Origin of the sequence: Dactylosporangium sp. NPDC049742 (genome assembly GCF_040674675.1) — a bacterium.
GTDB classification, from domain to species: Bacteria; Actinomycetota; Actinomycetes; order Mycobacteriales; family Micromonosporaceae; genus Dactylosporangium; species Dactylosporangium maewongense.
Map to the genome: position 1 here is coordinate 144,845 of NZ_JBFANF010000001.1, position 12,623 is coordinate 157,467.

The 12,623-nt window shown below is 70.6% G+C and carries 14 protein-coding genes; 7 read left to right on the forward strand and 7 right to left on the reverse strand.

Features of this window, described 5'->3' with window-relative positions; translation table 11 throughout:
- The first annotated feature begins 99 nt into the window (after positions 1–99).
- Entirely contained in the window at positions 100–1,821 is a 1,722-nt protein-coding gene (locus AB0J72_RS00655) for a BTAD domain-containing putative transcriptional regulator (RefSeq protein ID WP_363392844.1), read from the forward strand.
- 110 nt (positions 1,822–1,931) lie between these two features.
- On the opposite strand, the gene AB0J72_RS00660 is transcribed toward AB0J72_RS00655, so the two are convergent.
- The 3 genes from AB0J72_RS00660 to AB0J72_RS00670 all read right to left on the reverse strand — a co-directional run bounded on the left by AB0J72_RS00660 (position 1,932) and on the right by AB0J72_RS00670 (position 4,970).
- The gene (locus AB0J72_RS00660; RefSeq protein WP_363392847.1) at positions 1,932–3,959 is read right to left on the reverse strand and encodes a glycosyl hydrolase family 28-related protein; all 2,028 of its coding nucleotides are present in this window, start codon (positions 3,957–3,959) and stop codon (positions 1,932–1,934) included.
- Positions 3,960–4,224: 265 nt separating this feature from the next.
- Positions 4,225–4,635, reverse strand: coding sequence for a VOC family protein (locus tag AB0J72_RS00665; RefSeq protein ID WP_344501149.1), 411 nt, complete (start codon positions 4,633–4,635; stop codon positions 4,225–4,227).
- 41 nt (positions 4,636–4,676) lie between these two features.
- Positions 4,677–4,970: a hypothetical protein gene (locus AB0J72_RS00670; RefSeq protein ID WP_363392850.1), complete on the reverse strand. Its 294-nt coding sequence runs from the start codon at positions 4,968–4,970 to the stop codon at positions 4,677–4,679.
- A 339-nt stretch (positions 4,971–5,309) separates the two neighbouring features.
- Between AB0J72_RS00670 and AB0J72_RS00675 the strand changes: the two genes are divergently transcribed.
- The 3 genes from AB0J72_RS00675 to AB0J72_RS00685 all read left to right on the forward strand — a co-directional run bounded on the left by AB0J72_RS00675 (position 5,310) and on the right by AB0J72_RS00685 (position 8,240).
- Positions 5,310–5,510, forward strand: coding sequence for a hypothetical protein (locus AB0J72_RS00675; protein WP_363392853.1), 201 nt, complete (start codon positions 5,310–5,312; stop codon positions 5,508–5,510).
- Positions 5,511–6,351: 841 nt separating this feature from the next.
- Positions 6,352–7,113 (forward strand): RNA ligase family protein, encoded by a 762-nt coding sequence (locus AB0J72_RS00680; RefSeq protein WP_363392856.1) that lies wholly within the window; start codon positions 6,352–6,354, stop codon positions 7,111–7,113.
- Entirely contained in the window at positions 7,110–8,240 is a 1,131-nt protein-coding gene (locus tag AB0J72_RS00685; RefSeq protein ID WP_363392859.1) for an AAA family ATPase, read from the forward strand. The genes AB0J72_RS00680 and AB0J72_RS00685 overlap by 4 nt, the downstream gene beginning before the upstream one ends.
- On the opposite strand, the gene AB0J72_RS00690 is transcribed toward AB0J72_RS00685, so the two are convergent.
- The 3 genes from AB0J72_RS00690 to AB0J72_RS00700 all read right to left on the reverse strand — a co-directional run bounded on the left by AB0J72_RS00690 (position 8,230) and on the right by AB0J72_RS00700 (position 9,635).
- Complete coding sequence (locus tag AB0J72_RS00690) at positions 8,230–8,964, reverse strand: hypothetical protein (RefSeq protein WP_363392862.1); 735 nt, start codon at positions 8,962–8,964, stop codon at positions 8,230–8,232. The two genes, AB0J72_RS00685 and AB0J72_RS00690, sit on opposite strands and share 11 nt — an antisense overlap.
- A gap of 81 nt (positions 8,965–9,045) precedes the next feature.
- Positions 9,046–9,324, reverse strand: coding sequence for a hypothetical protein (locus tag AB0J72_RS00695; protein ID WP_363392865.1), 279 nt, complete (start codon positions 9,322–9,324; stop codon positions 9,046–9,048).
- Positions 9,325–9,353: 29 nt separating this feature from the next.
- Entirely contained in the window at positions 9,354–9,635 is a 282-nt protein-coding gene (locus AB0J72_RS00700) for a hypothetical protein (protein ID WP_363392868.1), read from the reverse strand.
- A gap of 145 nt (positions 9,636–9,780) precedes the next feature.
- Between AB0J72_RS00700 and AB0J72_RS00705 the strand changes: the two genes are divergently transcribed.
- The 3 genes from AB0J72_RS00705 to AB0J72_RS00715 are packed head-to-tail and all read left to right on the forward strand — an operon-like array spanning position 9,781 to position 11,694.
- Positions 9,781–10,824 carry a phosphatase domain-containing protein gene (locus AB0J72_RS00705; RefSeq protein WP_344501098.1) on the forward strand — a complete coding sequence of 348 codons (1,044 nt, stop codon included), beginning with the start codon at positions 9,781–9,783 and terminating at the stop codon, positions 10,822–10,824.
- Positions 10,825–10,864: 40 nt separating this feature from the next.
- Positions 10,865–11,305: a MarR family transcriptional regulator gene (locus tag AB0J72_RS00710; RefSeq protein WP_363392870.1), complete on the forward strand. Its 441-nt coding sequence runs from the start codon at positions 10,865–10,867 to the stop codon at positions 11,303–11,305.
- Positions 11,302–11,694 (forward strand): hypothetical protein, encoded by a 393-nt coding sequence (locus AB0J72_RS00715; RefSeq protein ID WP_363392873.1) that lies wholly within the window; start codon positions 11,302–11,304, stop codon positions 11,692–11,694. Before AB0J72_RS00710 ends, AB0J72_RS00715 begins: the two co-directional genes overlap by 4 nt.
- On the opposite strand, the gene AB0J72_RS00720 is transcribed toward AB0J72_RS00715, so the two are convergent.
- Positions 11,691–12,620: an exopolyphosphatase gene (locus AB0J72_RS00720; protein WP_363392876.1), complete on the reverse strand. Its 930-nt coding sequence runs from the start codon at positions 12,618–12,620 to the stop codon at positions 11,691–11,693. The genes AB0J72_RS00715 and AB0J72_RS00720 overlap by 4 nt on opposite strands.
- Between the last annotated feature and the right edge of the window lie 3 nt (positions 12,621–12,623).

Sequence of the window (12,623 nt, forward strand, 5' to 3'; positions counted from 1 at the left end):
TGCCGGTTCCCACTGCCGTGCCGCTGCCGGTATGCTGCCGTCCGACCGTCTGCGGCACTGACCAGCAGCTTTCTGCCGGACCACAGCACGAGGGATTGGATGGACGGCGGATTCCGCTTCGAGATCCTCGGCCCGCTGCGGGCCTGGGCCGGCGAGCGACCGGTCAACCTCGGCCCCGCCAAGCAGCGCGCCGTCCTCGGCGTCCTGCTCCTGCAGCCCGGCCGTCCCGTGCCGCCCGCCCAGATCATCGACGCCGTCTGGCCGCACGACCTCCCTGACAACGCGCTTCCGGAGAACGCGACCAACGTCCTGCAGAAGTACGTCGCCGCGCTGCGCCGCCTGCTGGAGCCGGACCGGTCGCCGCGGACCCCGTCGCGCCTGCTGACGTTCGACGAGGGCGGCTACCGGCTGGCGATCGAGCCGGCCGCCGTCGACGTGACCGAGTTCGAGGCGCACGTCGAGGCGGCCACCGCCGCGCACGCCGCCGGCCGCGACGACGACGCCGCCGACGGCTTCCGGGCCGGGCTGCGGCTGTGGAAGGGCGAGCCGTTCGCGGGTCTCGGCGGACCGGCGTTCGAGGCGGTGCGGGTGCGGCTCGGCGAGCGGCGCGTGTCGGCGTCCGAGGCCCTCGCGGAGATCCGGCTCCGCCGTGGCGAGCACCGGGAGCTCGTCGCCGATCTGACCGCCCTCGTCGAGGAGTTCCCCCTGCACGAGCGGCTCCGCCAGCTGCTCATGCTGTCGCTGTACCGCAGCGGCCGCCCCACGGACGCGCTGCAGACCTTCCGGGAGCTGCGGTCGCTGCTGGACGACCAGCACGGCATCGAGCCCGGCGAGCCGCTGCAGGACCTCCAGCGGCGCATCCTGCGCTCCGACCCCACCCTGGCGCTGCCGTCGTCGCCGGTACCGCCGACGCACACCGCACCGTCGTCGTCCTCCGCCGCGCCGATCTCCGCGGCGTCGTGGGAGCCGGTCAGCCCGGCGCCGGTGGAGTCCTCGGTCAGCCCCGCACCGTTCCTGGCCGCGCCCGGGCCGCCGCCCCCTCCGCCGATGCTGTTCCCGATGCCGATGCTGGTGGCGGCGCCGGTGGGGCTGCGGCGCTGGCCGCCCTTCGCCGTCGGGGTCGACCCGTACTTCGGCCACGAGTTCAACCGGCAGCCGTGGATCACCTGGATCGAGACGCTGGTCGGCATCGTCCTCAGCGCCTGCACGCTGTCCACGTTCGCCTGGGTGCCGTTCCTGTACCACGGTGCCCGCCGGCGCAGCCGCCCGCTGCTCGCCGTCGCCCTCGGGTACTTCGCCGTGGCGGTGACGTACTGGACCGTCGAGATGATCTACCTCGAGGACGACCTGTCGCAGCCACCGCTGGCGGAGGCGGTCGCGATGCTGTCGGTCTTCGGCGTCTCGCTCGGCGCGCCCGTCCACGTGCTGCTGATCAACGAGCACCTGCGGCACCTGTGGCGGCGCCGCCGCAGCGGCCCGCTCGAGCGGCGCGAGCGCGCCCGGCGGCTGCTGGTCACCAGCCCGGTGGCCCGGTTCGCGCTCGCGATCGGCCGGCCCGACCTGCCCCGCCGGCACAACGACGGCGGCCTCATCGACGTCAACGCCGTGCCCGACCACGTGCTGCTCACCATCAAGGGCATGCGCCCGGCGGTGGCGCACCGGGTCATCGCGGACCGCACCGCCCGCGGGCCGTTCGTGTCGATGCTGGACCTGGCGCTGCGCTGCGGCGTGAGCCCCGACGACACCGCCGCGTACAACGACCGCCTGCTGTTCCTGCCGCCCCCGCCCGTCCTGCAGCAGCCACCGGTGATGCAGGGCTGACCCGGGCGGCCGGCTCCGCCCGTACCGACGCCGCGAAACGGAAACAGAGAAGGGCGGGCGCCCCCGAAGCGCCCGCCCTTCCCGGCTGTTGCCGGCTTACCGGTGTGCTGTTACCACGGCTGAGGCGCCGGGGGCACGACGACCGGCGGACGGTCGTCGCAGGTGATCGTGTTCGGCAGCTCCCACGACGCGAGCCACGGGCCCGTGGTGCCGCCGCCGTCGTTGCCGCCCTTGTCGACGACCGAGAACTCGGAGCCGGCCGGGGTGAAGTGGAACGTGCCGCAGTTGTTGATGCCGACGGCGCCGACGTTGCGGGCGTCCACGTTCTCGAACGAGGCGGAGCCGGCGACCCGGGCGCTGAGCACCGAGGTGCCCGTGCCGTCGACCCGGATGTCCTTGAACTTCACGCCGTTGATGGAGTAGAGGTCCTTCACCGGCCAGTCCGAGACCATCATGATCGCGTTGTAGGTGTTGTCGAGGAAGTGGTCCCCGGTGACCTGGATGTCGGCGTCGATGCTCTTGTCGAGCGCCATGAACCAGATGGCGCCGAGGCCGATGTTCCAGTTCAGCTCGTACGTGCCGGCGCGGACCGTCGTGTTGTCGGTGACCTTCACGTAGCCGGTGAACGCCTCCGCGCCGAAGCGGGAGCCGATGTGGATCGCGCTGCCCTCACGGATCGGGTCCGCGACGAGGTTGTTGGACACCGTGGTGTCCTTGCCGCCGTAGATCGCGATGCCGTTGGCGAGGACCGGGGTCTGCACCGTGTTGTGGTCGAACGTGTTGCCCGCGTTCGCCGTCTTCTCCGACCACATGGCCAGGCCGTCGTCGCCGGAGTTGCGGACGAAGTTGTTGGACACGCTGGAGTTGGTGACGCCGGTGTGGAAGTTGAGGCCGTCCGCGATCTGGTCGACGATCACGTTGTTGGTGATCTTCGTGTTGGACATCGGGCCGTCGAACCACAGGCCGACCTTGGTGTGCTGGATGTACAGGCCGTCGATCGTCGAGTCGCTCATCGCGCCGCCGATGCCGTTGACCTGGTCGGTGTCGATGCGCTCGCGCACGTCACCGATGATCGAGAAGCCGGACAGGTGGACGTTCTTGCTGCCGCCGTCCTGGGCGTACTTGCCGTAGAACCCGACACCCGTGTGGATCGAGTTGTCCGGCGCCGGCGTGCTCAGGGCGACCTCTTTGCCCTTGATGATGGTGTACCAGTTGCCGGCGCCCTCGATCGTGACGTCGTCGACGAGGATGTGGCGGTTCACCTGGTACGTGCCCGGCGGGATGTAGACCTTCAGGTGCGTCTTCTTGGCGAACGCGATGGCCTTGTCGATCGCGTCGGCCGAGTCACGCCGGCCCGTGGGGTCCGCGCCGAACAGCAGCACGTTCGCCGCGATGATGCTGATCTTCGGGGCACCGACGAGCTCGGAGTCGAGCAGGTCGATGACCGTCCACGCGGCGCTGTTCTTCGGCGCGGTCAGCCGCACCGTGTCGCCGGCCTTGTACGTCTTGCCCAGCAGCAGCCGCTGCTCGTCGTAGAAGTGGTTCGGCCGGAACGGGGTGGTGATCGTCGGCGCGGGCGTGGTGGCGGCCGGCACGCAGGCGCACTCGGTGATCCACCAGTCGGGGTGCAGCAGGCCCGCGTTCGGGTCGTTCGAGAACGGGTACTGGTTGTACAGCCACGAGTACTGCGACGTGAGCGTCATCGTGGTCTTCTTGCCGCCGTTGACCGTCACGTCCAGCGGCGAGGTGATGCCGCCGCCGTTGGGCGCGTCGGGGATGCTGTAGCGCACGTTGATCGCGTTGGCGCTCTTCGGCAGCGTGAACTCGACGTACTGGCCGGGGAGCAGCTTCACCGCGCTGCGGCCCGACGCCTCGGCGGGCAGCGTGTAGGCCGTGCGGTCCGGCCCGATGACGGTGCCGTTCGTCTTGGCCTTCTCGGCCTCCTGCTCGACGAACGCGACGCTGGCGCCGCGGCCCGCGCTCAACGCCGGGTCGATGGCGGCGCGGGTCACCGCCGGTGCGGCTCCGGGGTTTCCGGCGACGGCCGGGCCGGCACCGGTGACCACGACACCGACGCCGACCGCCGCGGCTGTCGCCGCCGCGGCCCAGCGCGGTAAGGGTCCAATGCTGCGTGACATCGACGACTCGATTCTCTCGGGAGGAGGGCGGACGCCCGAGACGCTCTACGGCGGGGCGGCGCCATGAGGATGAGGGTGAGGTGACATTAGGACCCTCATCCCGCACTCCACAAGGTCCTGCGAAATATTTACGCAACGTTGCAGCCAGATCTGTCGTCGCCTTGTCGGTTCTTTGCAGCAAACTGACGCGGAGTTTGCGGTACACGGGCATGCAAAAGCGGCGGAATCCGGCACCCCGAATCCCGCCGCTCAGTTGTCCGCGTCGCTACGCCTGCGTGCCGATGTTGACCATCCACGGGATGCCGAACTGGTCGACGCAGGCGCCGAACTCGTCGCCCCACATCTGCTTCTCCAGCGGGACGCTCACCTTCCCGCTCGCGGACAGCTTCTCCCAGTACCCACGCAGCTCCGCGGCATCGTCACCGCTGAGGCTGACCGTGATGTGGTCACCTGGGTTGTGCGCCATCTCCGGCGGCGTGTCGGACCCCATGATCGTGTAGCCGCTCGCGGTCTCCAGCTGCCCGTGCATGATCTGGTCCGCGATCGGCCCGGCCTCGGGGTTGAACTCGCCGAACGTGTTGAGCCGCAGCGTCCCGCCGAAGACGCTCTGGTAGAACTCCATCGCCTGGCGGGCGTTGCCACGGAAACTCAGGTACGGATTGAGCCGAGAGGTCATCACAAACTCCCTTGGTCGCGATGGACGCCGTCGACCCGACCCTAGGCCCCCGCCACCCCCACCGGCCCCGATTCGCTCTTTACCCCACGGCCGGTTCGTCTTTCCCACGGCTTGCACGCCGCCAGCGCCGCCGACACGACCAGCACCACCGACAGCGGCACGAACATGGCGCCCCCGACGAAGCCCATCGCCGGATACGCCACGTCCTTGTCCACGACCCCGCTCAGCCCCGCGGCCCCGAGCGCCAGCAGCACCACGTCACTGCCCAGCCACCCCACCGCCGTGACGACACGCAGCGCCTGCACAGCCTTCCGCCACCACGGCGTGAACCTCATCCCCCCACCCTGCCGCACGCCGCGCCACCGGTCGTCGACCCAGCGCGGTAACCCCGTCTACTCCCGCCGTCGTACACGCCCCGCCCTTCGCCCGCCCTTCGCCCGCCCTTCGCCCGCCCTTCGCCCGCCCCTCGCCGGCCCTCGCCGGCCCTCGCCGGCCCTCGCCGGCACCGAAGGTTCGCCCGCCGGGCACTTCGTGGTGACACGGGCCGGACAGACTCGGTGGCGTGTACGTCGACTCGTACTGCGAGCGGACGGCGCCCGGCCTGTGGAACGAGCCGCTCAACGCCGTCAGCAACGCCGCGTTCCTGGTCGCGGTTCGGCGACGCACCCGGATTCGTGCTGAGCACCAGCGAGTACGGCCGCAGGCCCGACTGGCTGCACCGCGCCACCGTCGGAACCTCGAACCGGCACACCAAGGTCCTCCTCGGCGGCCCGGAGGACCTCACCTACCAGCCCCAGGGCAAGCGGATGTGGACGCTCACCGAATACAACGGCAGACGAACCGTCTTCGGCATCCCCCTGTCCTCCATCGGATAAGCGACCCCGTTGTCCGGGCACCGCCGCCACGCGACAGGGCGGCGTGGCGGCGGGTCTTGAGGGGGGCGCGGGTGGAGCGCAGCTCCCCCGCTGGGGAGCACGGCGAAGCCGTGCGCGGGGAATGACGGGCACCCCGGCGAGCCGTCCCGAAGGGACGAGCGAGCGGGGGCGCCCAAGCCCGTGGGCCGCCAGGGACTCGAGCCCTGAACGTACGGAGTCGCGGCAGTGCGGTTTGGTGAAGCTGGATTTGTTGCTACACAATGGTTCCAGCTTCGCTGAGGTTCGGCTCGGTACGGTCGGTCGGTGTACTTTGCTGTATTTCCCAGTGGAGATATCACGGGGTCGGTGCGCTCGCCTCCCAAGAATGATGTGCTCGTGGACGACACGGAATCCCCACGGTTTCGTCCCACGGTGTGGCCTGGAAGATCAATCCCTTGCCCGACCGTGACGCGGACAGACACGCGCCTTCACCACCGCGATCGGTGGGGTGCTGATGTAGTCGAGTACATATTGACGACGCCGAGCGCGAACGACGCCGCCGCAAACGGATGACGGAAAGCTCAGGCAGAGGAGACACGCCCGTCGTTCAATGATTGACACGCCAGCCCTGAACCCCGAGACCCCAGAACAGCGTGTCGTTGTGAGCTGAGCGCCCCCTCCGTATACCCGTCGTACACCCTCCGGGAACGGGCCGGCGGCGGACAGGTAGGCCCGGCGACGGGTCTTGAGGGGGTGTGGGTGGAGCGCAGCTCCCCCGCTGGGGAGCACGGCGGAGCCGTGCGCGGGGCACAGCGCAAAAAACTGGTGTTGGAGATTTGGGGCGGTCCGCTACAACGGTCAGGTGCTGCGCAAGTATCCGAGAACGCCTCACCTGCAGGGGTCCCGCCTGCAGCCGGGCGACCATGACCTGGCCCAGGTGCCGTTCGCGGAGCTGGTGGGGCAGGAGCTCGTCGTGGAGGAGAAGCTCGACGGGGCGAACTGTGCGGTCAGCTTCGACGCCGGTGGGGAGATGCTGCTGCAGTCCCGCGGGCACTACCTCACCGGAGGGCCGCGGGAGAAGCAGTTCGGGCCGTTGAAGGCGTGGGCCGCCACCGTCCGGTTCCTGCTGCAGCCGGTCCTGACCGACCGGTACGTCATGTACGGCGAGTGGCTCTACGCCAAGCACACCGTCTTCTACGACGCGCTGCCGCACCACTTCTGCGAGTTCGACGTGTTCGACCGGGAGACGGAGACGTTCCTGTCGACCGTGCGGCGGCGCGAGCTGCTCGAAGGGCTGCCCGTCAGCTCCGTGCCCGTGCTGCGCACCGGGCGCTTCGGCAAGCTCGCCGAGCTGACCGCGCTCGTCGGGCCCTCGACCTGCCGGACGCCGGGGTGGCGCGACGCGCTGCGCGAGGCCGCGGTCGCCGGCGGCGCCGACCCCGACCAGGTCGTCAAGGAGACCGACATGTCCGAGGACATGGAGGGGTTGTACCTGAAGCTGGAGTCCGCCGACGCGGTGCTCGGCCGGTACAAGTGGGTGCGGCCCAGCTTCCACACCGCGATCCTCGACTCCGGCAGCCACTGGCAGGACCGGCCGATCGTCGCCAACCGGGTCGGCACGTGAACGCCTTCGAGCGGCTGTGCCCGGACGGTCCCGAGTGGACGGTGCCGTGGGACGCGGTCCGCGCCGAGTTCGACTGGGTCCGGCGGTTGGACGGTGTACCGCAGGACGCCGTGCACCACGCGGAGGGTGACGTCGCCACCCACACGCGGCTGGCGTGCGAGGCCCTCGCCGCGCTGCCGGCGTGGCGGGAGCGGCCGCGGGACGAGCGGGTCCGGCTCTTCGCCGCGGTCCTGCTGCACGACGCGGCGAAGCCGTTCTGCACCCAGGTCGAGGAGGACGGGCGGATCACCGCCCACGGCCACTCGCGGCGCGGCGACCTCATAGCGCGGCGGGTGCTGTGGGAGGCGGGCGTGCCGATCGCCTGGCGGGAGCACGTCGCCGCGCTGATCCGCCACCACCAGGTGCCGTTCTGGGCCCTGGAGCGGCCGCGCGGCGAGCTCGACCGGATCGTCCACCGGGTCAGCCTGCTGGCCCGCAACGACGACCTGGGGCTGCTGGCCACCGCCGACATCCTCGGCCGCGTCTGCGCCGACCAGGCCGGGATGCTCGACAACGTCGGGCTCTTCCTCCAGTACACCGGCGACGACGACTGCCTGGACAAGCCCCGGAGCTTCCCGTCGGACCACGCCCGCTTCACCTACTTCCGCAATCCGCTGCGGGAGGCGGACTACGCGGCCTACGACGACACCAGGGTCACCGTCACCGTCATGTCGGGGCTGCCCGGCTCCGGCAAGGACCACTGGATCGCGGCGAACCGTCCGGGCGTGGCCGTCGTCAGCCTCGACGACTGGCGCGAGCGGCTCGGCGTCCAGCCCACCGGCGACCAGGGCCCGGTGATCGCCGCCGCGACCGACCAGGCCAAGGCGCTGCTGCGCGCGGGCACGCCGTTCGTCTGGAACGCCACCAACCTCACCCGCCAGCTGCGCGCCCGCTGCATCGGGCTGGTCGCCGACTACGGCGGCCGGGTCGAGATCGTCAGCGTCGAGGCGCCGCCCGGCGTGATGCGCCGACGCAACCGGGCCCGCCCGCGTCCGGTGCCGGACGGCGTGATCGACCGGATGGTGGGGCGCTGGGAGCTGCCCGACCCCACCGAGGCGCACCGGGTCGACTGGGTGCTCAACGCCTGATGTTGGACGCCGCGGTGATGCGCTGGCGCTGCATCGCGAGGGCCTGCAGGGCGGAGGAGCGCACCAGCAGCAGCGGGTTGAGCGGCTCGTTGGCCGCGATCGGCTGGGCGTAGGGGCGGTTCTCCACCGACCAGCCGTCGTGCAGGTCGTACCCGACGGAGAAGCTGCGGTCGCGGGACTTCGAGTAGTCCAGCAGGATGCCGGGGCCGAGGGCCCGGGTCGCGACCTCGCCGGCCATGTGCGGGATCGGCGAGAAGAAGAACGCGACCTTCGGGATCGGCTGGAACAGGTCCACGTCGATCAGGTCGAAGATGCCGACGGGCTGGTACATGCCGTGCGTGTCATGGATGCACAGGCCGGCGCCGAGCTCCATCCGCCCGGTGTTGTCGATCTCCATGTGGCCGGCCGGCCCGCCCGGCGTCACGATGCCTGCGCCGTCGTTGCCGGAGACCGTCAGGACGCTGCCCAGCGGCGCCGGGTAGTTGTGCGTCGGCACGATCTTCGTGCTCGGCGCCATGCCCTGGTGGCGCGCCGTGAACATGGAGTAGGTCTCCTGCCACGTCAGCTCGAGGCGGCGTTCGAGGTAGTGGACCGAGAGCCAGATCGTGGGGACGCCGCTCGCCGAGGTGGCGACCGCGTGGAGGCCGAAGAGCGCGAAATGGTGGTCGCGCAGCTGATCGATCGTGGCCTCGTTCATGTCGATCGTGAGTTTGTGCTGCTCCACGGCAGTCCTCCAAGGTCCGGCGGCGGTTGGACCTCAGTGTGGAGCTGCTGCGTTGCACAATCGGGGCAATTCGCGAAATAGCTACGCGTTTCGCGCGGCCGTGATGACGGCTCGGGCGGCCTGCTCCAGCTCGGCCCGGTCAGGCGCGAAGGCGTCGGCGATGTCCGGGTGGAGGCTCGACCTCGCGACCTCCAGCAACCGGGCGGCGACCTCCTCGGCGGGCTCGCCGTGGTAGTCCTGCTCGACGATCTCGGCGGCGCGCTGCAACGCCGAGCTCAGCTGGGCTTCGAGAGGCTCCTGCAGCTTCTGTGCCGCCGGGCTGAGCTGGGCGTCGTCCAGAGAGACGTGAAGTTCCTGCATGCCCGCGCGTTACCCATGTCGCTCGATTTTCACGCGCTGCGCGTCAGCAGCTGCATCGACCGGGGTGCGTTGCGCCGGGCGGGGTACGTCGAGCGGACCATCGCCAGCGCCCACGCCATCCGCGCCACGGCGGTGTCCGGGTGGTCGCCGAACTCGCCGGCGACCTGGGCCGCGCAGCCCTGGATGCCGACCCGCCGCAGCGTGGTCGCCACCGCGGTGCGGATCTCGTCGCTCCTGGGCGACTGGGAGCACTGCAGGTGGGAAACGAACAGTGCCTCGGCTCGTACCGCCTCGAATGTCGTGGTTGCCATCTCGACCCCTTGAAGGTGTGTTCCTGATAACACCAACGCTAGAAGCGAAGAGGGGGTTCAGGCTCCCGGATTTATGCCACGGTCGCAGAATTGTCACCCTACGTGTGCTGGTGCGGCGGGGTGGGTGCTGTGACAGGGTGATCCAGTGTCGTTGACCCCATCAGGTCCGGTCCGCCTGCACCGCGCCGCGCGCATCGAGGACGCCTTCCACGACGTGCTGGAGCGGCGGCTCCGGCTGCGCGGGTGGAAGGTCGCCGTCACCCCGTACACCGGCTACGGCGGCCCCGGCTGGGTCCGCGTCCTCGGCCGGGTCCTGCTGGCCCGCCTGGACCCGAAGCCCGGCAGGCGCCTCAAGAAGCTGCGCGGCTGGCGCTCGTTCACCGCCGTCTCCGTGGCCAACGCGCCCGTGCGGATCACGGCCGGGGGCCGTACCTGCGAGGTCCGCTGCGACCGTGGCGGCTTCATCGACACCGTCATCGAGGCCGACCTGGCCCCGGGCTGGGCGACGGTCACGCTGGAGAGCGAGGACAGCGCCCCGGTCGAGGCGCCGGTGAGGATCATCGACCCCTCCGTCCGCTTCGGCATCGTGTCCGACGTCGACGACACCGTCATGGTCACGACGCTGCCCCGGCCGCTGCTCGCCGCGTGGAACACGTTCGTCCTCGACGAGCACGCCCGGGCCTCCGTGCCGGGGATGGCCGTCCTGTACGAGCGGCTGGTCAACGCCAACCCCGGCGCTCCGGTCTTCTACCTCTCCACCGGCGCCTGGAACGTGGCGGCGACGCTCACCCGGTTCCTGTCCCGGCACCTGTACCCGGCGGGCCCGCTCCTGCTGACCGACTGGGGCCCGCAGCCCGACCGGTTCTTCCGCAGCGGCCAGGCGCACAAGCGGGCGTCGCTGGCGCGGCTCGCCTCGGAGTTCCCCGACATCCGGTGGCTGCTCGTCGGCGACGACGGCCAGCACGACCCCGAGATCTACGCGGAGTTCGTCGCCGAGCACCCCGACAGCGTCGCGGCCGTCGCGATCCGGCACCTCTCGCCGACCCAGGCCGTCCTCGCCGGCGGCTTCCCGACCCCGGTCGGCAGCACCCGCCGCCTGCCCTCCTCGGCGGACGCCGCGCAGCGCTGGCTGCGCGCCCCCGACGGCGCCGGCCTGTGGCGCCTGCTGCGCGACACGGAGCTGCTGTAGTTAGTAGCCATGGCTACTATTGCCATGTACTGTTTCTGGCATGAGTCCTACGCCCGGGTTCCTGGTCTGGCGGCTGTCCATGAAGTGGAAGGTCGCCGTGGACCGGGCGCTGGCGCCGCTGGGGCTCACGCACGCGCAGTATTCGCTGCTGGCCACCCTGTATGGCCTGCAGCACGACCCGCGCAGCGCCGAGCTGCCCAGCCAGCGGCGGCTCGCCGACCACACCGGCCTCGAGGCGCTGTACGTCTCGAAGCTCGCCCGGACCCTGGAGTCGGCCGGCCTGATCGACCGGCTCCCCGACCCCGCGGACACGCGCGCCGTGCAGCTGCGGCTCACCGACCGCGGCCGCTCGGTCAGCGCCGAGGCCGTCGGCATCGTCCGCGAGCTCATGGCGGAGCTGCTCGCGCCGCTGCCCGCCGATCGCCAGGCCGCGTTCGTCGCGGACCTGCAAGCCCTTCTTCTGGAAAGAGGTCCGTCATGACCACCCTCAACGGGCGCATCCTCGGCCAGGCCGAGCGCGCCACCCGCGCCGTCCTCGACCGCCTGCTCGCCCGCTCCGGCACCACGTTCGAGCAGTGGGTCGCCGTCAACCTCACCGCCGCCGGCCCGCTGACCCGCGCCGAGCTCCTCGCGCAGATGTCGGCCGGCCTCCGGACCGACCCCGCCGCCCACGTCGACGCGGCGTTCGGGGCCGGCCTGCTGACCGGCGACGTCGCCCTCACCGACCTGGGCCGTTCGCGGTACGAGGAGATCAGCGCCGGCATCAAGGCGCTCACCGTGCAGATTTATGGTGATTTATCGCCAGAGGACCTCGACACCGCCGGCCGGGTCCTGCTGCAGGTCACCGAGCGGGCCAACGCCCTGGTCTAGTTGCTCAGGGCCGCGGCGCGCGGGGCGCCGACCTTCGCGATGATGTCGGCCAGGACCTGCTCGGACTCGTCGTGCGGGACCTGGCAGGTGCCGGCCGCGAGGTGGCCGCCGCCGCCGTACTGCAGCATCACCGAGCCGATGTCGGTCGGTGACGTGCGGTCGAGGATCGACCTGCCCACCGCGAAGACGGTGTTGAGCTTCTGCTTGCCCCAGATCACGTGGATGGAGACCCGCGCCTCGGGGAACAGCGCGTACACCATGAACCGGTTGCCGGCGAAGATCACCTCCTCGTCCCGGAGGTCCACGACGACGACGTCGCCCTCCAGGTGACTCACCCGCCGCAGCTGGTCGACGAAGAGCTCCTGCTGCTCGCGGAACAGCTCCGCGCGCTCCGCCACGTCCGGCAGCGCCAGGATCTCCTCGACGTCCTGGTGGTCGATGCACGCGTCGATGAGCTGCATCATCAGCTGGTAGTTGGAGATCCGGAACTGCCGGAACCGGCCCAGCCCGGTGCGGCTGTCCATGAGGAAGTTCATCAGCGTCCAGCCGACCGGCTGCAGGATGTCGGTGATGTCGTACTGGGCGGAGTCCGCCTTGTCGACCGCTTCCATCAGCTCGTCGGACACGTTCGGGAACCGCGCGGCACCGCCGAAGTGGTCGTAGATGACGCGGGCCGCCGACGGGGCCTCCGCGTCGATGATGTGGTTGCTCCGGTCACCGGTGTTGCGCAGGGTCTCCGAGTGGTGGTGGTCGAAGACGAGGTGGGCGCCGGGCGCGTAGGGCAGGTTCGTCAGGATGTCGCCGGGTCCGATCTCGACCGCGCCGTCCTGGACGTCCTTCGGGTGCACGAACGTGATGTCGCCGATGAGGTCCAGGTGACGCAGCAGGACGGCGCACACCAGGCCGTCGAAGTCGCTGCGCGTCACGAG

Excerpts from the sequence above, each read along its gene's own strand:
- AB0J72_RS00655 (WP_363392844.1), top strand. The coding sequence starts at position 100 with ATGGACGGCGGATTCCGCTTCGAGATCCTCGGCCCGCTGCGGGCCTGG.
- AB0J72_RS00670 (WP_363392850.1), bottom strand. The coding sequence starts at position 4,970 with ATGAGGTTCACGCCGTGGTGGCGGAAGGCTGTGCAGGCGCTGCGTGTC.
- AB0J72_RS00710 (WP_363392870.1), top strand. The coding sequence starts at position 10,865 with ATGAGTCCTACGCCCGGGTTCCTGGTCTGGCGGCTGTCCATGAAGTGG.
- AB0J72_RS00665 (WP_344501149.1), bottom strand. The coding sequence starts at position 4,635 with ATGACCTCTCGGCTCAATCCGTACCTGAGTTTCCGTGGCAACGCCCGC.
- AB0J72_RS00700 (WP_363392868.1), bottom strand. The coding sequence starts at position 9,635 with ATGGCAACCACGACATTCGAGGCGGTACGAGCCGAGGCACTGTTCGTT.
- AB0J72_RS00715 (WP_363392873.1), top strand. The coding sequence starts at position 11,302 with ATGACCACCCTCAACGGGCGCATCCTCGGCCAGGCCGAGCGCGCCACC.
- AB0J72_RS00695 (WP_363392865.1), bottom strand. The coding sequence starts at position 9,324 with ATGCAGGAACTTCACGTCTCTCTGGACGACGCCCAGCTCAGCCCGGCG.
- AB0J72_RS00660 (WP_363392847.1), bottom strand. The coding sequence starts at position 3,959 with ATGTCACGCAGCATTGGACCCTTACCGCGCTGGGCCGCGGCGGCGACA.